The organism is Blautia sp. OM07-19, assembly GCF_003481595.1.
Lineage (GTDB): Bacteria > Bacillota > Clostridia > Lachnospirales > Lachnospiraceae > Blautia_A > Blautia_A intestinihominis.
This window is the reverse complement of sequence record NZ_QULA01000008.1, coordinates 74364-93729: the sequence shown is the minus strand read 5'-3', so window position 1 is coordinate 93729 and position 19366 is coordinate 74364. Positions and strand designations below refer to the sequence as shown.

At 42.6% G+C, this 19366-nt stretch carries 18 protein-coding genes, 1 pseudogene and 1 riboswitch; of the genes and pseudogenes, 1 reads left to right on the top strand and 18 read right to left on the bottom strand.

Annotated features, from left to right (window positions below; all coding sequences use genetic code 11):
* Positions 1 to 62: 62 nt before the first annotated feature.
* From DXC01_RS07995 to DXC01_RS07915, 18 genes and pseudogenes are all read right to left on the bottom strand, one after another.
* Entirely contained in the window at positions 63 to 530 is a 468-nt protein-coding gene (locus DXC01_RS07995; RefSeq protein WP_022214676.1) for a TspO/MBR family protein, read from the bottom strand.
* A 76-nt stretch (positions 531 to 606) separates the two neighbouring features.
* Positions 607 to 2022 carry an alanine/glycine:cation symporter family protein gene (locus DXC01_RS07990; RefSeq protein WP_118698674.1) on the bottom strand — a complete coding sequence of 472 codons (1416 nt, stop codon included), beginning with the start codon at positions 2020 to 2022 and terminating at the stop codon, positions 607 to 609.
* A gap of 155 nt (positions 2023 to 2177) precedes the next feature.
* Positions 2178 to 2277: riboswitch (glycine riboswitch) on the bottom strand.
* Between the two features lie 189 nt (positions 2278 to 2466).
* A complete protein-coding gene (locus DXC01_RS07985) occupies positions 2467 to 3711 on the bottom strand; it encodes a 3-isopropylmalate dehydratase large subunit (protein ID WP_118698673.1) in 1245 nt (414 codons plus the stop codon).
* 13 nt (positions 3712 to 3724) lie between these two features.
* Entirely contained in the window at positions 3725 to 4216 is a 492-nt protein-coding gene (locus DXC01_RS07980) for a LeuD/DmdB family oxidoreductase small subunit (protein ID WP_022214673.1), read from the bottom strand.
* Positions 4217 to 4267: 51 nt separating this feature from the next.
* The gene (locus DXC01_RS07975; protein WP_022214672.1) at positions 4268 to 5518 is read right to left on the bottom strand and encodes a 3-isopropylmalate dehydratase large subunit; all 1251 of its coding nucleotides are present in this window, start codon (positions 5516 to 5518) and stop codon (positions 4268 to 4270) included.
* Positions 5519 to 5520: 2 nt separating this feature from the next.
* A complete protein-coding gene (locus tag DXC01_RS07970) occupies positions 5521 to 6003 on the bottom strand; it encodes a LeuD/DmdB family oxidoreductase small subunit (protein WP_022214671.1) in 483 nt (160 codons plus the stop codon).
* Positions 6004 to 6178: 175 nt separating this feature from the next.
* Positions 6179 to 7528 (bottom strand): MATE family efflux transporter, encoded by a 1350-nt coding sequence (locus DXC01_RS07965; RefSeq protein ID WP_022214670.1) that lies wholly within the window; start codon positions 7526 to 7528, stop codon positions 6179 to 6181.
* 220 nt (positions 7529 to 7748) lie between these two features.
* Positions 7749 to 8630, bottom strand: coding sequence for an RNA-guided endonuclease InsQ/TnpB family protein (locus DXC01_RS07960; protein ID WP_330417651.1), 882 nt, complete (start codon positions 8628 to 8630; stop codon positions 7749 to 7751).
* A gap of 136 nt (positions 8631 to 8766) precedes the next feature.
* Positions 8767 to 8853, bottom strand: a pseudogene (locus tag DXC01_RS21235) (helix-turn-helix domain-containing protein); the annotation flags it as partial.
* A gap of 272 nt (positions 8854 to 9125) precedes the next feature.
* Entirely contained in the window at positions 9126 to 9614 is a 489-nt protein-coding gene (locus DXC01_RS07955) for a hypothetical protein (RefSeq protein WP_022214328.1), read from the bottom strand.
* A gap of 37 nt (positions 9615 to 9651) precedes the next feature.
* Positions 9652 to 10155, bottom strand: a complete 504-nt coding sequence (locus DXC01_RS07950; protein ID WP_022214329.1) for a gamma carbonic anhydrase family protein — start codon at positions 10153 to 10155, stop codon at positions 9652 to 9654.
* 257 nt (positions 10156 to 10412) lie between these two features.
* Positions 10413 to 10886: an acyl-CoA thioesterase gene (locus DXC01_RS07945; protein ID WP_334290845.1), complete on the bottom strand. Its 474-nt coding sequence runs from the start codon at positions 10884 to 10886 to the stop codon at positions 10413 to 10415.
* A 69-nt stretch (positions 10887 to 10955) separates the two neighbouring features.
* Positions 10956 to 11972: a LacI family DNA-binding transcriptional regulator gene (locus tag DXC01_RS07940; RefSeq protein WP_022214332.1), complete on the bottom strand. Its 1017-nt coding sequence runs from the start codon at positions 11970 to 11972 to the stop codon at positions 10956 to 10958.
* A gap of 78 nt (positions 11973 to 12050) precedes the next feature.
* Positions 12051 to 13007, bottom strand: coding sequence for an ABC transporter permease (locus tag DXC01_RS07935; RefSeq protein WP_022214333.1), 957 nt, complete (start codon positions 13005 to 13007; stop codon positions 12051 to 12053).
* Positions 13004 to 13978 carry an ABC transporter permease gene (locus DXC01_RS07930; protein WP_022214334.1) on the bottom strand — a complete coding sequence of 325 codons (975 nt, stop codon included), beginning with the start codon at positions 13976 to 13978 and terminating at the stop codon, positions 13004 to 13006. The genes DXC01_RS07935 and DXC01_RS07930 overlap by 4 nt, the downstream gene beginning before the upstream one ends.
* A 21-nt stretch (positions 13979 to 13999) precedes the next feature.
* The gene (locus DXC01_RS07925; protein WP_022214335.1) at positions 14000 to 15490 is read right to left on the bottom strand and encodes a sugar ABC transporter ATP-binding protein; all 1491 of its coding nucleotides are present in this window, start codon (positions 15488 to 15490) and stop codon (positions 14000 to 14002) included.
* Positions 15491 to 15573: 83 nt separating this feature from the next.
* Entirely contained in the window at positions 15574 to 16698 is a 1125-nt protein-coding gene (locus tag DXC01_RS07920; protein WP_022214336.1) for an ABC transporter substrate-binding protein, read from the bottom strand.
* A 58-nt stretch (positions 16699 to 16756) separates the two neighbouring features.
* Entirely contained in the window at positions 16757 to 17500 is a 744-nt protein-coding gene (locus tag DXC01_RS07915; RefSeq protein WP_022214337.1) for an N-acyl homoserine lactonase family protein, read from the bottom strand.
* 271 nt (positions 17501 to 17771) lie between these two features.
* Between DXC01_RS07915 and DXC01_RS07910 the strand changes: the two genes are divergently transcribed.
* A complete protein-coding gene (locus DXC01_RS07910; protein ID WP_022214338.1) occupies positions 17772 to 19358 on the top strand; it encodes a class I adenylate-forming enzyme family protein in 1587 nt (528 codons plus the stop codon).
* Positions 19359 to 19366 lie beyond the last annotated feature (8 nt).

Genomic DNA, 19366 nt, shown 5'->3' with positions numbered 1-19366 from the left:
TGAAAATCAGATGTTTTTCCGTAAAACACAAAAACACTGCCATTTTCAGACAGTGCTTCCGCTTAATTTAAAAGAAAGATAAAGAAATTCAGATAACCTGCAAAAGTCAGCCATACAAGATACGGGATCATCAGGTATCCTGCGTTCCTGGAGATATCCGAAAATCCTTTCGTGCAGAGGTACACCAGATACCACAGAAGCACAAGCCATACAAATGCAAAGAAATACCATCCTGCATTAAAGAAAAATACCGGCCACAGGAAATTTACTGCAAGCTGCACTCCATACAAGAACAGTGCTCTGTTTCTCTTTTCTGTTTTCGGCGAAATTGCCACAAGGTAAGATGCTGTTCCCATCATGGCAAACAGTCCTGTCCATACCACAGGAAATACCCAGCCCGGCGGTGTCAGAGGCGGCTGTTTTAATTTTTCAAACGTATCCATGCTTCCCTGCGTAAGAAATCCCGAAACCGCCCCAACTCCCAGCGGCACCGCCAGCGCGGTCAGCAGAGTTTTTGTTTTTTTCTTCAAAAAAATTCCTCCTGTTCTCATCATCACTGTCTAGTGTATGAAGAACAGAAGGAATTATGCGTTTCCAAAATTTTATTTACATTTTATGCTTCTCTGCTTTGAAGAATGCTTTGGTTTCTTTCGCAACGACTCCGCTCAGTGCGAACAGTGCGATCATATTCGGGATTGCCATCAGACCATTGAAGATATCTGCGATAGTCCATACAGCACTTACTGTCATGTATGGTCCGATGAATACTGCAAAAATATATAACCAGCGGTATACGATGATCTTCGTCTTGTGTCCGTTTGTCAGGTATTCGAGACAACGTTCACTGTAATAATCCCATCCAAGGATTGTTGTAAATGCGAAGAATACGAGGCAGAGCATCAGTACAAACGCTGTGAACTTGGCCGGAAGCGGAAGTCCATGCTGGAATGCATAGGTAGTAACCTGTACACCCTCGATTCCCTCTACCTGCCATGCACCTGTCAGGACGATGGAAAGTCCTGTCATGGTACAGATCAGGATCGTATCAATAAAAGTACCTGTCATGCTGACAAGACCCTGACGTACCGGCTCTTTTGTCTGCGCTGCTGCTGCCGCGATCGGAGCGCTACCAAGACCTGCTTCGTTGGAAAAGATTCCTCGTGCAACACCTTTCTGCATTGCTACGATCATAGAACCAACAACACCACCTGTCACTGCTTTAGGATTAAATGCCGCTGTAACAACAGTTACGATTGCATTCGGGATCTCTGTAATGTTGCAGATGATCAGGGCAACGCTAAAGATGATATAAATTACTGCCATAAACGGCACGATGATCTGGCTGACTGCTGCAATTCGTTTTACTCCTCCGATCAGGATCGCTGCTACGCAAAATGCAAGGATCAGAGAAGAAACAACAACTGCTACGGAATACTGTCCCAGGAATGGGATATTGATGCAGTTTGTCTTGTCCGGATCAAAGAAGTTCTGTACAGCACTTGAAATACCATTTACCTGGCTGAATGTACCGATACCAAAAAGACCTACACAGACACCAAAGAATGCAAAGATCTTACCAAGCCATTTCCATTTCGGTCCCATACCTTTCTCAATATAGTAGAATGGTCCGCCAAGACTGTGTCCGTCTTCTGCAACCACACGGTATTTTACCGCCAGAAGACCTTCAGAATATTTGGTTGCCATTCCGAAGAATGCTGCCACGATCATCCAGAAAAGTGCTCCCGGACCTCCGGCACAGACTGCTGTTGCAACACCTACGATATTACCGGTACCGATTGTTGCACTCAATGCTGTACACAGAGCTGCAAAACTGGAGATCTCACCGTCTCCCTCTTCTTCATTCTTAAACATCCATTTCAGTGCCAATGGAAGGCGGCGTACCTGAAGCAGCCCAAGTCTGCTGGTAAGAAGAACACCACCGGCTATGATCAGTACCATAAGCGGCACGCCCCAGACTTTGTCATCCACTGCAACTAAGAAATTGTTGATTGCTTCCCACATCTCAAAAAGTTCTCCTTCTGTATGTATTTTTCAGCATCATAAAAAGGGGATAAAGATAAAGAATCGTTCTCAGATAGACTGGTAAGAATCTAATAATATCAGACAATAAAAAATAGATAAAAATCAAAAAATAGAATTCAGGATGTAATTAGGTCATAGCATCCTCTGTCCTTTTGCCTGAGAGATTCAAGACGCTTGCGCGTCGCTTGCACCTTCGGCCCCTGTAATAAAACAGGCGTCTCCAGAGAAACGATCCATTTGCAGTTTGTGTCCGATATTACGGATACCTGAGAGTTTTACTCCTTCGGTGGGCATGCGCCTCTTTCCTGCAAACTTCTCCTCGTTATTGCTGTTACTGCGTTATACTATAGTGCTAAATCATAAAAAAGTCAAGAGGGAAAAAATATTCTTCCCTCTTGACTTTTTTTGGCGTTTTTTGATGTTTTATTTCGGGCTGACGATCTTACCTGCGATCGCACATGCTGCTGCCGTCTTTGGAGATGCCAGATAGATTTCTACCTTGGAAGTTCCCATACGGCCAAGGAAGTTACGGTTGTTTGTCGCCACAACACTCTCTCCGTCTGTCAGGATACCGCCTGCACGTCCACAGCACAGTCCGCATCCCGGATGTGTGATCATTGCACCTGCTTCTGCCAGAGTGTCCAGAATACCAAGCTCGATCGCCTGTCTGTAGATCTTGCGGCTTGCCGGTGTCACGATCAATTTTACATAGTCAGCAACTTTTTTGCCCTTGAGGACTTCCGCTGCTGCTGCGAGATCCTCCAGACGGCCATTTGTACAGGAGCCGATGAATACCTGGTCGATCTCTGTTCCTTCCAGGGTGCTGACATCACGGATCTTGTCTACCTGTGACGGGCATGCCATAACCGGAACAAGGTCCTCTGCACGGTAAGTTACGGTCTTGAGATATTTTGCGTCCTCGTCTCCAACAAGACTCTTCTGGAAATCGTTCAGCTCGATCTCACAGTACTCTGCGGTCTTCTCATCTGGTGTGAAGAGTGCACATTTTGCACCGGCTTCGATCGCCATGTTTGACATGGTCATACGGCTTGCAACAGACATTTTCTTCACTGCGCTTCCTGTGAATTCCAGCGCACGATAAGTTGCACCGTCTGCGCCGAGATCACCGATCAGACGAAGGATCACGTCTTTGGACATAACATTCTCCGGAAGTTCTCCTTCGATCACAACTTTGATAGTCTCCGGAACTTTGATCCACATGGTTCCTGTTCCGAGGATACTTGCCATCTCTGTATATCCGATACCGGAAGAAAATGCGCCGACACATCCGTAAGTGGTTGTATGGCTGTCTGTACCAAATACGATATTACCAGGTTTTACATAGCCTGCCTCTGTCATCAGCTGATGGCAGATTCCGTCGCTTCTGTGTACGTTTTTCATTCCGTATTTCTCTGCAAAAGCATCTCCTGTATGGAAATGTCTGGTATCATCAAGCTGGCTTGCCGGAACAAGGTGATCATAGATCAGAACTACCTTATCCGGATCCCATAATTTCTTGAATCCCATTTCTTCAAATTTATCCGCAACAAACGGAATAAAAATATCATGGATCATCACTCTGTCTACATTGACTGTTACGATATCGCCAGGTTTTACGGCATGACCCACATTGTTTCTGATAATCTTTTCGATAACTGTTTCGCCCATCTGCTTCTCCTCCTTAGTCCAGTCCATTCAGTTTACGCATGGCTTTTACAAGTCCGCCGGCCTGGATGATGCTCATCAGGTTCTCCGGCAGAGAAGCGATCGGGTACTGTTTTCCATCATAGTCAACATGTTCATTCATCACAACGGTCACGGTATCTCCCTCTTTGATATCATCGTGAAGATCCGGCTGCTCGATCAGCAGAAGTCCGTTGTTGATGGAGTTTCTGAAGAAAATTCTTGCAAAAGATTTTGCAATGACGCACTGAACGCCCAGTGCTTTGATGATCTCCGGTGCCTGCTCTCTGGAAGAACCGCAGCCGAAGTTTTTGCCGGCAACAATGATGTCGCCTTTCTGGATCTGTCCAGCCAGTTCCGGACGGAGCGGGCTGAATCCATACTGTTTCATATCGTCGATTGTTTTGAGTGCCAGATACTCGGTCGGGATGATGATATCGGTATCAATGTCATCGCCAAGTACCCATACTTTACCTGTAAACTTTTCCATAATCTATGTATTCCTCACTGAATATATTGTAGGTGTTTCTGTTGTACTTTATCAGATTTCAGATGGCAGTGCGATTTTTCCTGCGATTGCAGATGCTGTAACAGTCGCTGCGGATCCAAGATATACTTTGGAACTTGGATGTCCTGCACGTCCTTTGAAGTTACGCGTTCCTGTACTGATCAGGACTTCGTTTTCACCGATAACACCCTGACAGCTTCCCCAGCATACACTGCAGTTCGGGTTCATAACAATCGCACCTGCTTCCATGAAAATGTCGATCAGGCCTTCTTTTAATGCCTGACGGTAAATTGTCTGGCTTGCCGGAACAACGAGGAAACGTACCTTGTCAGATACTTTCTTTCCTTTGATGATCTCGGCACCTACGCGCAGATCTTCGATACGTCCGTTGTTGCAGGAGCCAAGGAATGCTTCGTTGATCTCGATTCCACATGCTTCTTCTGCCGGAACAACATTGTCTACAAAATCCGGTTTTGCGACTACCGGGCGGACTTTGCTGAGGTCAAAAGTATATTCTCTTACGTATTCTGCATCCGGATCACTGTGGAATACAGCTTTTGGCTCACGTCCATGTTCTTTGAGGTATTCCATGGCTTTTTCGTCTGCTTCAAAGATACCGGTCTTTGCACCTGCCTCTACTGCCATGTTGCAGAGAGTCATACGGTCACTGATGCTTAAAGTCTTAGCACCTTCTCCGGTGAATTCCATTACCTGATAGTTGCATCCGTTTGCACCTACTTCACCAATGATGGTAAGGATCAGGTCACGGGCAGTCACACCTTCCGGAAGCTTACCGATGAGGTTGAATTTTACAGATTCCGGAACCAGTACCCAGGAAGTTCCTGTCACCATTCCATAGAGGAAGTCTGTGCATCCGACACCGGTACCGAATGCGCCAAGTGCACCATAAGAACAGGTATGGCTGTCTGCGCCAAAGATCAGTTCACCCGGGCGAACATAATTCTCGATCATAACCTGGTGGCAGACACCCTTGCCTTCCCAGAAATCAATGTTGTTTTCTTTTGCAAAGTCTCTCATCTTCTTCTGGGATGCTGCTGTCTTCGGGCAGTCAGACGGTACGTTGTGGTCAACGATGAAAACGAGTTTCTTTGTATCTGCAATGTGCGGATGGTTCAGCTTGTTTTTGTACATATCTACAGTCAGATGAGTAGTTCCGTCATTGCTCATCAGACGGTCAAGCTGTACCGTATGGATATCGCCAGGTTTGACGCTGTCTACACCGGCTGCTGCTGCGATGATTTTTTCTGCAATTGTCATTCCCATGGTTATTTCTCCTCCTTGTTCAGTGAAGCGATCAGACCGCCCTGATTCAGAATTCCCTGCATATATTCCGGAAGTTTGGTACAGGTATATGTCTTGCCGTTTGCAACTGCTGTACCGTCGGACATATGAAGTTCCATGGTATCTCCGGTCTGTACATCATCCGGAAGATCTTTACAGACGATTGCCGGAAGCCCGATGTTGATCGCATTTCTGAAGAAAATTCTTGCGAAGGATTTGGCGATGACTGCCTGTACACCAAGTGCTTTGAGGACGCCCGGTGCCTGCTCTCTGGAAGAACCACAGCCGAAGTTCTCGCCGCCTACTACGAAATCTCCTGGTTTTACTTTCTTTGCAAAATCAGGATCTAATGATTCAAATGCATGACCTTTCATCTCATCCAGGTTCGGCAGAAGCAGATACTGGGATGCAATGATCTGGTCTGTATCAAGGTCATTATGAAATTTAAAAATTGTACCTTTTTCCATAATAATGATTCCTTTCCATGTATAACTATTCATTTTCTCTCTATTCTACCACAAAATCCACCATTAGCAAAATGGATATTTATAAGAATTATGCATTCGATGCGAAACATTATAAAAAAGCCTGGCCTTCATCTCATGTTCTATCGTGAAAGCCAGACTTTTTAAATTATACTCTCTATATTACTTTATGCTGCAGCCATTTGCGACTGTGGAATCTCCAGGTAAAAATAATACTGCGGACAGTCCAGTCTGCAAACATTCCGATCCAGACTCCCATCGGTCCGAAGCCCATGACTCTGATCAGAAATACACAGAGGCAGAATCTGCATGCCCACATCGTACAGCAGGATGTGATCATGGAAAATTTCACATCTCCTGCCGCACGGAGCCCATACCCCGGAACAAATGCCATGGTCCATACAAGCGGTTTCATGATCGTGATCCACATCACCATATGGAAACACATATCTGCACTTTCTTTTTCCATGCCTCCAAGGATCGTGACTGGTTTTGTCAGTGCAAATACGATCAGGCAGCTTGTCAGTACTACGATTTCTGCAATTACGCAGAGCTTCTTTATGTAGTAGACTGCCTCGTCTTTTCTTCCTGCGCCGAGACACTGACCGACAATCGTCATCAGACCTACCCCCACACCGATTGCTGCGATACCATTCAGGTTTTCCAGAATGTTCGTCATCGCCTGTGCTGCGATCGCTGCTGTTCCCAGAGTAGATACCGTGGACTGGATTGCCAGTTTACCCAGCTGGAACATACTGTTTTCAACACCGGATGGGATTCCGATTCCGAGGATTCTTTTTATCATGGACCAGTTCGGACGGATCTTGAAATAATCACGTACTACGATCTCCTGACCTTCCCTTTCTTTTCGAAGCTGGATCAGTACTACTACCGCACAGAAAATACGGGAGATCAGTGTAGAAAGTGCCGCACCTGCTACTCCCATGTGGAAAACCCAGATCATAATGGCATTTCCGGCGATATTCATCACATTGGAGATCATGGAAATGGTCATAGGACCTCTGGTATTGTCCTGCGCACGGAAAATAGATGCTGCTGAATCATACGCCGCGATAAACGGGAAGGACAGGGCTGTATAAAAGAAATAAATTTCTGATGCCCTCATAACTTCCGCTTCGACTGAGCCAAAGATCAGTCTCAGAAGTGGTTTCTGGAAAACAAGGCAGATCAGACTCACCGCTACTGAAATGGCTGTGATGATAAACAACACCTGTCTTGCAGATTCATTTGCTTTTTCTTTGTTTCTCTGCCCGATATACTGTGCACAGACGATCGCACCGCCTGCTGCCAGTGCGGAAAATGCCTGAATGACGAGCACATTGATGGAATCCACCAGCGATACCGCCGAGATTGCCGCCGAACCGACATTACTCACCATCATGGTATCCGCAGTTCCCATGATCGAGTTCAACAACTGTTCCAGCACGACCGGAATAAGTAGATTCCGGATCATGCGATTCGTGAACATATGCTGTTGCTGTTCCATTTTTCCACCTCAACTTCCCCATAAAACAATTTGTAAAAATTACCGGCGGTCATGCCGCCTCTGACATTATGTTCCTGTGACATGCTCCCACCACTTAAATCTTACAGATTTTGAAGTGGAGGCTTCCTGCTCGATCACCCTTCAGGGCAAAGCTAAAACAGGCTATCCCCGCGTGTCCCGCGGTTCTTTTTTATCTGGTTACAGATTTTTCTATGTGCCGCTACGCACACTTTTTATATATCTTTTTTCCTTCTTCCAGGATATTGACAGCTGCATTCACATCCCGGTCCATCCGGTTTCCACATTCACATATGTATGTCCGTTCTGACAAAACCAGTTCTTTCTTCTTATTCCCACATACGCTGCATATCTTACTGGATGCAAAATAACGGTCTACTTTTATAAGATATTTCCCACGTTCTTCCAGCTTATATCCAAGCATCGAAAGGAACTGCCCATATCCGTTATCCTGTATCCTTTTTCCAAAGTGCAGACCTCCGGCTATCCCTTTCAGGTTCAGATCTTCCACACATACCGCATCATACTTCTCCGCAAGGTCATGACTGAGCTTATGATGGAAATCTTTCCTCTGGTTCTTTATCCTTTCATGACATAATGCAACCCTTTTCCTCTGTTTTTGATAGTTCCTGCTGCCCTTTTCGCATCTGGAAAGTTTCCTCTGTTCCCGGGCAAGCTTTTTCTCAGCACTCCGGTAGAACATCGGATATCCAGCTCTTTCACCGGTAGAAAACACACACAGCCCATGCATGGCAAAATCAATCCCCAGAAATTTTTCTGCCTGTCTTTTCTCCGCTGTTTGGTTTTCACAGTCGAACAACAGACTTGCAAAATATTTTCCGGTTGGTTCCCTGCTTACAGTCACTGATTTTAGTTTCCACCCTTCCGGTATCGAACGGTGAAGTTTTATTTTTATGGGTGTCATCTTTGGTAGTTTCAGAGACTTTTCCTGCAGGCAGATATTTCCATTTATCATATTTATTGTATAAGATTTCCGGGAATTTTTTTGATTTGTAATTTGGGAATCCCACTTTCGGTTCCCGAAAAAATTTCCGGAAGGCTCCTTCCAGGTTCCTCTGCACATTTGCCAGTGCAAGAGAATCTGCTTCTTTCAGCCATGGATGTTCTTTTTTATATCCGGCCGGTGTATTTTTCAGCATCTTTTTTTCTTTCTGGTAATAACTGATCTTATCCGCAAGCCTCTGATTATAAAGGAAACGGCAGCAGCCGATTGTTTTCTCTATCTGAGATATCTGTTCTTTATTTGGATAGATTCTTATTTTTACTACCCGGTTTATTTTTCTCACCCTGACTTTCTATATACTGACGGATTGATTTTATTTCTACGAACATATTGTTCTTTTTTATTATAATATATTTGTTTTATAGGAACAAGTGTTTTTATGAATTATTCGAGCAGATATGCTCAAAGGGTTACTGTTCACTCCGTTCACAGTAACTTGGTCAAAATCCATTCCAAATCACCTTCGGTGATGGGATTTTGCCATATTCATGGCAAAACACCTCGCGGGATACTACCTGTAACGCAAATAACGTTTTTTTAACATATTATGACATATTACGGGAGCAGTTCATATGCAATGCGCGGGCTTCCATCCCGGACATGCACGATGCCACAGCTTACGAAACCGTATTTTTCCAGTACGTGCTGCATTACTTTGTTATCCTTATGTGTGTCGATCCGAAGATGTGGTACCTGTGCGCTACAGTAATCCATGACATGACCGATGACACCCTGCACGGTTCCGTCGCTGGCTACCCGATGCACGGCAGCATAAGGTTCCTCTGACTTCCAGTTTCCTTCTTCTATCTCCAGATAGGTCGGATCTTCTCCTATAATAAAGGCAAATACTGCATGAATACTCGCTTCCTCCAGTACATACAGATTTCCCTGGCGGATATCTTCCTCGATCAGAGCTTCCGGTTCGTCACCTTTACCCCACTGTGAATGGTTACCGTTTTTTCTCATAAACTGTCTTGCCATCTCGTAGATCTCCCGGATTCTCGGAAGATCCTGCGGTGTGGCTTTTCTTATTGTACAGGACATGCATTTTTCCTCACTCTCTGTAAATTATAATAGTTTCTTATAATACTCCCTGTTCCTGCATCTCTCTGGAGACATTCACATATCTTTTGCTATTTTCAAGGTTTCTCAATTTTTCTTCCCAGGCAAGATTTCGTTTAATCTTTGCCGGACTGCCCATCACAAGGGAGCCATCCGGTATCACGGTATTCTTTGTCACAAGGCTTCCGGCTCCAATGATACAGTCGTTTCCGATCTTTGCACCATCAAGGATCACTGCCCCCATCCCGATCAGGCTTCTGTCTCCGATCGTACAGCCATGGATCACTGCATTGTGCCCTACAGTGACATTATTTCCAATATGAACCGGCATGTTACGGCTTACATGAATTGTACAATTCTCCTGAATATTCGACTCATCTCCAATCACAACCGGAGCCTCGTCGCCACGGATCACCGCAAAATAAAACACACAGCTGTCTCTCCCAATCGTCACATCCCCTGCGAGCACAGACTGCTTTGAAATTCTCGCATCTTCTGATATTTTTACACTTCTATAATTCATTGTATCTTCCTCTGACTTCTGCAATTCTGCCAATATGTTTTTAGTGTAGCAAACCCTGCTTTTGCTGTCAATCATTGAACACACTCACGTTGCTTACTTGAGATACAATAAAAGTGCCATACGATTTTCTACTGCTCTGTATGACACTTACTTATAATTGCTATATTCTATATTCTCTATTTTAATATGTAAAAATGCAAGAACAAGCCTGAGGCTATCTGCCATAATATGATAGATAGCCTCAGGCTTCATTAACATCAGTATCCTTCTCTTCGCCTTTCCTTCCGTAGTGTATATCGTTTTTCTCCGCCTTCCCATTCTGCCTTTTCAGACTCTGTCTCTACGATAAGACCCGGTACGTCCACTTTGTTGTCGTCCTCATCCAATGCCACCATAACTTCATAAGCTCTGTTAATCATCCTGCGTGTTCCATCCGACTCCTCCACATAAGTATCAATTCGTACTTCCATAGAGGTCCTGCCTACATAGGTCAGTTTTCCGATCAGCACAACCACATCTCCCAGATAAGCACCTGCTTTAAAATTCAGGTTATCTACACAGGCTGTTGTAACAATCGTACCGGCATGACGGCGAGCTACAATCCCCGCCATCTCATCAATCCACTGCATCAGCACTCCACCAAAGAGACGTCCATAACAGTTGATATGTTTATTCATGATCAGAAATGTATTCTCCGTACGGGAATCCTCTACCCGTTTCATTCTATGCACTTATTTCCACCACTTTCCATATAGAATTTGCAAACTGCCGCCAGTGAATCTCTCCAACTGGCAAACTTTTCAAATCTCAGAACATTCACAGGTTGTTTTTCTTACAATCAAAGTTGGCTCCATAATAATACGCTCTGTTTTCGCATCTTTGTCATTTAACTGTTTCAACATCAAATGTGCTGCTTTTTCACCCATTTCATCTACATGCTGGCTTATCGTCGTCAGTTCGATACCATACATTGACGCCATTGCAATATCATCAAAACTTATGATTGACAACTCTTCAGGAATACGGATTCCCGCTTTCCTGCAGCCATCCATAAAACCGATTGCAGTCATATCGTTTACCACAACCATCGCACTTGGACGCTCTTTTATTTCTAAAAATTGCTGTGCCAGCGCCCGTCCTGTTTCTAATTTCAGATCGCTCTCAAACACACATTTCTCATCAAAAGAAAAGCCATAATTCTCAAGTACCTGTCGGTAACCTGCAAAGCGCTGACTGGATGCAGAAGATACCCCCGGTCCTTTGATAAAGCCTATGTGACGGTGTCCCAGTTCAATCAGATGCATAGTTGCCTGATATCCTGCCTGAAAATTATCAATTAACACCGAATCTCCTGTATAATATGGTAGAATACGATTAACAAGCACCTTTGGCATTTCCATATTTTTCAGTCTCTCTTCTATTGCTTTTTCCTGTGCCGTTATCAAAATCAAACCTGCAAAATTAAATTGCTCTGTTAATTTCAAAAATTCCAGTTCTCTATCAATGTTATATTCACTGTTCAGAACCATTACCATATAACCATTGTCGTTAAGAATCCTCTGAATATTAAATGTCAAATCTGCATAAAACGGATTTCGAATATCTCCCAGTATCAATGCCACTATGTTCATCCGTCCCTTACTTAAACTCTGGGCTATCGTATTTGGCTGATATCCTATTTCATTGATAAAGTCCATCACTTTTTTACGAAGTTCCGGACCGACACCTTCATTTCCATTGATTACGCGAGAAACTGTTGATTTTGAAACGCCTAACATCTCTGCAACATCTGAAATGCCATACTTTCCATTCTTCATGCATTTTCTCCTTTTCTCTTCAATTTTACATCATGCACTTTCTTTTCGCAATAGATATTCTGGTAATAATATTTATCATTACTGTCGAAGCTTAGGTGCTCTGCTGTTCATCATCAGAATCACGATCAGAATAATTCCCTGGATCAGAGATCTTAATCCTGCGGCCATATTTAATGCCTGAAGAATATTTGTAATAAGTACCAGCACCAAAGCACCAAGAGCACCTCCAATGAATGTACCTTTTCCACCTGTCAGTTTGGTTCCACCAATAACTACTGCTGCAACAGAAAGCATTGTATAGCTGCTTGCCATATTCATCTGTGCCGTTCCTGCATATCCAACCAGCATAAGCCCTGCAAATCCCGCCATAGCTCCACCAAACACATACGCCAGGATAATTATCTTTTTACTGTTGATACCACAGAGATTTGCCGCATTTCTATTATTACCTGCCAGAAACAGACTTCTTCCATAGCGGCTTCTTCTCAGGAACAGAACTTCCAGTAAGATCAAAACAATGAGCACTACTGTTGGCAGGATTCTCAGTGGACCTACTAATGTTTTTGAGATTCCCTGTAATTCCTTTCCTACCATAACAGATGGCTGCCCTTTTGTAACCATGATTGAAAAGCCATCTACAACATTTGACATAATCAGCGTCATAACCAGCGGAACAACCTTTAACATTTGAACTCCGGTGCCATTAATTGCGCCGACAACAGCTCCCATAAGCATAACAGCAGGAATCATTAAAATAAATGAGGCTACGCCAGATCCTACATTTATCATTGGACCAAAGAGAGCTGTCATAGACATGATTGCACCAACAGACATGTCAAGCCCACTGTCACCTGATATGATTACCGCTGCCTGGCCAATTGACGCAAGTGTAAGAATTGACGTTGTCATCAAAATACTTGAAATATTATTCATAGACAGAAAACCTTTGCTCAGACACTGTCCAAGAATTAAAAGAGCAACCGTTCCTATAATTGCCGGAAGATATGGATTGTTAAGCTTTTTCAGTGTTTTCATCTCTTTCCTCCTATAGCTCTCTTTATTTTTGTTTTGATTTCTTTATCTGATGCTGCAATAGACACTGTAACTCCAATCAGCAGGATCAGTCCCTGTATAAAGCTCTGTACTATAGAACTTAAATTTGCAGATACGACAATAGAAATCAGAATACTCAGGAAAGAGGCGCCGAAAATACCACTCCATATTCCTCCGATTCCTCCATTCAGAGAAACACCGCCGATAACTGCCGCTGCGATAGAATTCATACTCATGGCAGATCCTACTGTCGGACTTCCGGCACATATATTGGCACTTATACAAATACCGGCAACTCCTGCCGCCAGACCGGCAAATGTATGCACAAAAAATCTTAACGCAGCAACATTTATTCCTGATGCATACGCCTTCTTTACATCTTTACCCAACGCATAAATATGCAATCCCACAGGTAATTTCATTACAAATATCCATATAAGTACAAGAATGGCTATCAATACTACCGGCGTCGGAATAATACCAAACATATTTCCCAGATACCAGTCACCAAAAGTGAAATCAATATAGCCACCAGGATATGGCAAAATCCATAATGCAATTCCTGCAAATGCAATTGATGTTGCAAATGTTGCCAGCAGCGGATTAACTCTCATGATGCCTACAACAAAACCATTGAACATTCCACACAGAACTGCAGTCAACAGCCCCAGCAATGCAGCCTGCGGTACAGAAAATCCTTTCTCAAAAGCAGTAACAATAACCACATTTACCAGCGACACGATCGAACCAAGAGAAATATCAGTACCTGCAACAAGAATCGTAGCAGTTACACCGATTGCCACACAAATCGCACCTGCATTAGTGGAAATGAAGGATCGAAAAAAAGATACACTCAGTCCACCTGTCATTACTCCATTAATCCCAAGAAATATTACAAACAATAATAATGCCGGAAATGCATTCCATGACATCAGTTTCTTTACTTTGTTCATCTGATTTTATCCTCCTTTCAATTATGCCTGCATTTGTTTTTCTTCAATCGGCATAGATGCCGCCGAAATGTTCTCTCTTGTAATAGCATCGCCCTCAAGAATTGCAGAAATATGCCCTTCATACATAACAATAACCCTTGAACATTCTGCCATAGATGTAACATTTACCAGCTCATCATCATCACTGGAAATCATGATTACCGCATTTCCCTCTTCTGCAAGTTTCACAAACTCTTTATGAAGATCTGTTCTTGCTTTAACATCAATACCTTTTGTAGGGTCATTTGCCAGAAGAAGCCGCGGCTTTGTGCTTAACCACCGTCCTACAACAACTTTCTGCTGGTTACCACCGCTCAATGCAGTAATCAGCTGTCCCGGATTATCGTATTTAACATTAAAGCTGTCCAGAACAGACCTGGAATCACCGATTTTTTCATGCTTGACCAGTTCTTTCACTGCTGCAAGATTCTCAGCCAGATTACGCTCCTGGAATGTTCCATCCCGTTCCCTGTCGCCGGAAATAAATGCAAATCCATTTGAAACTGCCTGTCTGGAATTATGAATAGAAACCTCTTTGCCATCGATGATGATTTTTATTTCTCCCAGGTTACCATACAGCGAATTGACAAGATCGGTCTGACCATGTCCCTGCAGTCCTGCAACACCTATAATCTCTCCCTTTCTGATCTCCAGACTTTCCTCTGTTCCATAGGAAGGAATTTTTATGTGTGGTGCTTTGATCAATATATCTTTTTCACTCTTTGCCTGACGGTTTTTATGTTGTCTGCCAGTCTCTACTTTTGATCCTACCATCAGAGAAAGTAACTCACTTTCCGTTTTTTCCTGCATCGGATAAGTACCGAGGGTCTCTCCGTTTTTCATAATCGTGACACTGTCACACATAGCATATAATTCTGACATACGATGCGAAATAAATAAAACCATACATCCCTTTTTCTTCAGATCTTTTATAATATCATCAACGATTTCTACATCTTCTCTGTATAAAGCTGACGTGATCTCATCAATAATAAGAAGTTTTGGTTCCTGAACCAGTGCTTTGGCAAGTTCTACCATATACTGCTGGTTTGGTGCAAGATCTTCTACTTTTTTTGTCGCAATGTTTTCTAATTTCATCACCTTTAAAATTTCCAGCGACTTTTCTTTAATTCTTTTTTTATCTGTAAAAATGCCTTTTAAAGGTACGTCACATATGCAGATATTTTCTTCTACCGTCAGATTTCCGAACAGACTCAGTTCCTGGCTTGTCATTATTACATGATTTTTTTTCGCTTCTTTCGGTGATTTGAAATCAATCGATTGTCCGTCAAAAATAATTTCTCCGGAATTTTTACTTATCAGTCCACCCAGAGCTTTTGCCAGTGTCGACTTTCCAGATCCATTTCCACCTAAAATAGCCCTGACTTCTCCATTTTCAATTTCCATTTCAGCGTGTTTTATTGCTACAACAGCACCATATTTTTTTGATATATTTTGAAAAATAAGCCCCATATTGCCTCCTCCTGTATCCTGTCTATATTAAAAACAGGACTGGCGGAGGCATCAACTACCGCCAGTCCCTGAATACGGTTTCTTTATTTGAATAATTTGTCGACAGCTTCGTCTGACATATAACCGTCTAATGCAGCCGTATCAGCTGAATCTTTTAACAGTTCCATTGCTTCATCCAGTGAAATAGCTTCTGTATTTTCCAGTCCTTCCATCCACGTAGCGTCCGGCTGTGCTTCCTTGGTAACAACGTACGGCGGGGCTACCATGACTGTATTAATCAGATTTTCATCCATTGGATTTGCAACTAAATTAGCCTCATCGATTTCTTTTCCCTGAAGCAATCTCACAGCTACCTCAAGTGCTACAGTTGCATTACCTGGTGCATACGGAACACCAATTGTATTAAGATCTTCCATTTCTGCCCATTTTGCAAAGAAGGATTTTGTGTAATCTCCTGTCATAACCGGGATATCTTTACCGGCATTTTCATATGCTTTGATAACACCTTCTGCCATTACGTCCTGTTCAAGAATCGCATCAATACTGTCGTAGCTTGATAAAAATGTCGTCATAACGGACTGTGCATCTGTCTGTGACCAGTTTCCAGGTGCGGAAGTAAGAACATTTACATCTGGATATTCTGCCAGAATATCATCATTAGCCTGCTCACGAATAGTATCTGCCGCATTACCAGATACACCAGTAATCTTTACGATATCGCCTTTTCCTTCGATCTGTTCCATCAGCCACATTGCCTGGATCTTCTGCCATGTATAATTATCTCCACAGACACAGATCGTATCTTCATAAGCTGCCGGGTCATTTGCAATCACTACGAGAATTCCTTTTGCTTTTGCTTTCTCAACTGCGGATTTAATTGTTGTAGGAGATACCGCATCAATAAGAATTGCATCAACTCCTGAATCGATCATTGCATTTATCTGGTTCAGCTGCTCTGTTGCGTCACTGTTTGAGTTGGAGATCATATAATCAGAAATAATACCTTCTTCTTTATATTCTTCTGCCTTGTTTTCAAAATCCTCTACCATCTGTGCACGCCAGGTATTTCCCCAGTAACCATTTGACAGACCAATGTAGAATCCTTCTGTTTTCGCTTCTTTTTCTTCGTCTTTTGCATATGCACATACGCTGCTCATAGATACTGCCATTAAACCTGCCATAACGATTGCCAATGCTCTTTTTTTCATATTGTTTTCTCCTTATTATATAGTTTTGTATAGTTTTATTTTCCCCTAATAGATATTCTTATAAAACAGCTATAAACTTGTCAGAACCATCCTCAATAGCCGGTTCATGTCCTGGCAGAATATAATGTGCAAACTGTCGGATGCGTTCAAAGCTTTCATATGTTTCCGGAACCATTACCACGATATTCGGCTCCAGATTACCATTTACATTTTCTGCCACATTACAGATATCACCTGAAACACATACAACTCCGTCCTTTGTGTCAAACATTACTGACTGATGTCCTCTTGTATGTCCTGGCGTTGTAATCACTCTCAGTCCTGGCAGGATTTCTGTATCTCCCTCAAGGAAATTCCACTGGAAATAATTAACTGCATTCTTGTCGTAGCAAAGTTTATCGTAGAAAGGCGCCTCCGGCACAAGAGGATTAAATGCAGCTTCCCACTCTTTTTTCTGAACGTAGAACTTAGCATTTTTAAATTCTCTGTTACTTCCGCTATGGTCACAGTGAAGATGTGTGTTGATAACAATATCAATGTCATCAGGTTCCCATCCCATGACTCTCTTAATTGCAGCTGTTGTAACCTGATCTGGTGTCTGTTTTACTCCAGGTTCCGCTTTTCTGTATTCTTCGAGATCACGAATTCCCGTATCTACAATCACCTTATGTATTCCATCTGTCGCCCCTGCACACCAGATCGGAACTGTAATACGTTCACCTTTTCCTTTAAAATGTGTCATAGCTGAACGATCCAGATCAATACTTCCTACCTGAATAGCCCGCACTGTCCATTTTGCCATCCTAATACCTCCTTTATTTAAGATAACGTTTTCTTAGTAAGATTCCATTTTTCTAAAATTTTGTTTAGAAAACGGTTTCTTGTTTTGATAACCAGAGTATACAGTTCTATTGTTCAAAAATCAATAGTTTTTATACTTTTTTATCGTATTCGTCCTGTTTACCAAATATTTTTTGGTTATTTTGTGCATGTTTTCCATATTGACTTTCCATTATTTTTACATTATCATGTTCACATAAGCGAAACCGTTTTCTTAAAAGGAGGTTAATCAAATGCTTTCTGGAACAGACAAATGGAAAGGGTTGGTCGATTTTCAATTAGAACCATTAAATCCTGGTTCAGATATTCTATGTTATACCAGCCTTCCCACAACACTGTATGATGCTTTATGTAAGACAGCGCAGTCGTTTCCAGACAAAACAGCGATTGTAGACAATTATGACCGTTCCTGTACCTATACAGATCTGCTGGCAAAGACAGACGCTTTTGCTTCTTATCTGTACCAAAAGCAGAATATTCACAGGAATAGTCACGTTGCTCTGATGATGTATAACTGTCTGGAATTCTGTGTATCGTTTCTTGCTTTGTTAAAACTTGGCGCTGTCACTATTCCACTCCCAAGTAAATACAAAAAGCAAGAAGTATCCTCGTTAGTAGAAAAAGCTGATGTGAGCTGTATCATCTGCGATCAGGATTTCTATAAATGGTTTGAAGATTTTGAAACTCAGGGAATTCGACGCATCGCCTGTTCTGATATTGAAAAAGGCTATGGACTGGCTACTTATCATTCTCCTGAAACTGAAAGTCCGGTCTGCCATGATTCCTTTGATGACGCAATCATCATGTTCACATCGGGAACAACTTCTCAAAGCAAGGGCGTTGTGATCAAAAACTACAATATTATGAATGCAGTAGCTACTTATCAGAAAATCCTAAACATCACAGCTGACGACATTTCAGTGATTCCCATACCTATTTATCACGTTACAGGAATGGTTGCACTACTCGGTCTGTTCATACATTGCGGAGGAACCTTATATTTACACAAAATATTTAATGCCAGGCGGGTGCTTCAGTGTGTAAAAGAGCATAATATTACTTTTCTTCACGCATCACCTACAGTCTTTTCCATGCTTCTGGAAGAAAAAGATTTATTTCCATCTCTTCCGACGCTGAAACAGTTTGCATGCGGAAGCAGTAACATGCCGAAAGAAAAACTCACCGCCATACACAACTGGCTTCCTCATTCTGTTTTTCATACAGTATATGGACTGACAGAAACAACCTCTCCAGCCACTATTTTTCCTGGTGATGCGAGTACCAGTCCTTATATCGGTTCTTCCGGTTTTCCGGTTCCCGGAACTGTTTTTGAAATACGCGATGACAATGGCGCCCCACTGAAAGACGGTCAGATTGGAGAAATATGGATTCATGGCAATGTGGTACTTACTTCCTACTATAAAACAGATACTCCTTCCCTGAAGGATGGATGGCTTGGAACCGGAGATCTAGGATATTTTAATGAAAAAGGTTATCTGTTCGTAGTGGATCGCAAAAAAGATATGATTAACCGAGGAGGTGAAAAAATCTGCAGCTTTGATGTAGAAAATGAAATTTATAAGTTAAAAGGAGTAAATGAGGCAGCTGTTGTAGGTATTCCGGACGATGTTTACGGCGAAGTCGCAGCGGCTCTTGTAAAACTTGGTCCCGGAAGTGATCTGGACGAACCTAAAATCCAGGCACTTCTGCACAAAAAAATTGCAAAATACAAAATTCCAAAGCGAATTCTCATTACTGATGAAATTCCCCTTACCCCTAACGGTAAGATAGACAAACGTGCTATTCGGAAAATGTTCTGAAGCACCAC

Excerpts from the sequence above, each read along its gene's own strand:
- DXC01_RS07910 (WP_022214338.1), top strand. The coding sequence starts at position 17,772 with ATGCTTTCTGGAACAGACAAATGGAAAGGGTTGGTCGATTTTCAATTA.
- DXC01_RS07980 (WP_022214673.1), bottom strand. The coding sequence starts at position 4,216 with ATGGAAAAGTTTACAGGTAAAGTATGGGTACTTGGCGATGACATTGAT.
- DXC01_RS07915 (WP_022214337.1), bottom strand. The coding sequence starts at position 17,500 with ATGGCAAAATGGACAGTGCGGGCTATTCAGGTAGGAAGTATTGATCTG.
- DXC01_RS07960 (WP_330417651.1), bottom strand. The coding sequence starts at position 8,630 with ATGTGCAGAGGAACCTGGAAGGAGCCTTCCGGAAATTTTTTCGGGAAC.
- DXC01_RS07990 (WP_118698674.1), bottom strand. The coding sequence starts at position 2,022 with ATGTGGGAAGCAATCAACAATTTCTTAGTTGCAGTGGATGACAAAGTC.
- DXC01_RS07965 (WP_022214670.1), bottom strand. The coding sequence starts at position 7,528 with ATGGAACAGCAACAGCATATGTTCACGAATCGCATGATCCGGAATCTA.
- DXC01_RS07950 (WP_022214329.1), bottom strand. The coding sequence starts at position 10,155 with ATGAATTATAGAAGTGTAAAAATATCAGAAGATGCGAGAATTTCAAAG.
- DXC01_RS07925 (WP_022214335.1), bottom strand. The coding sequence starts at position 15,490 with ATGGGGCTTATTTTTCAAAATATATCAAAAAAATATGGTGCTGTTGTA.
- DXC01_RS07955 (WP_022214328.1), bottom strand. The coding sequence starts at position 9,614 with ATGTCCTGTACAATAAGAAAAGCCACACCGCAGGATCTTCCGAGAATC.
- DXC01_RS07970 (WP_022214671.1), bottom strand. The coding sequence starts at position 6,003 with ATGGAAAAAGGTACAATTTTTAAATTTCATAATGACCTTGATACAGAC.
- DXC01_RS07985 (WP_118698673.1), bottom strand. The coding sequence starts at position 3,711 with ATGGGCGAAACAGTTATCGAAAAGATTATCAGAAACAATGTGGGTCAT.
- DXC01_RS07940 (WP_022214332.1), bottom strand. The coding sequence starts at position 11,972 with ATGAAGAATGGAAAGTATGGCATTTCAGATGTTGCAGAGATGTTAGGC.
- DXC01_RS07920 (WP_022214336.1), bottom strand. The coding sequence starts at position 16,698 with ATGAAAAAAAGAGCATTGGCAATCGTTATGGCAGGTTTAATGGCAGTA.
- DXC01_RS07975 (WP_022214672.1), bottom strand. The coding sequence starts at position 5,518 with ATGGGAATGACAATTGCAGAAAAAATCATCGCAGCAGCAGCCGGTGTA.
- DXC01_RS07935 (WP_022214333.1), bottom strand. The coding sequence starts at position 13,007 with ATGAAAACACTGAAAAAGCTTAACAATCCATATCTTCCGGCAATTATA.
- DXC01_RS07930 (WP_022214334.1), bottom strand. The coding sequence starts at position 13,978 with ATGAACAAAGTAAAGAAACTGATGTCATGGAATGCATTTCCGGCATTA.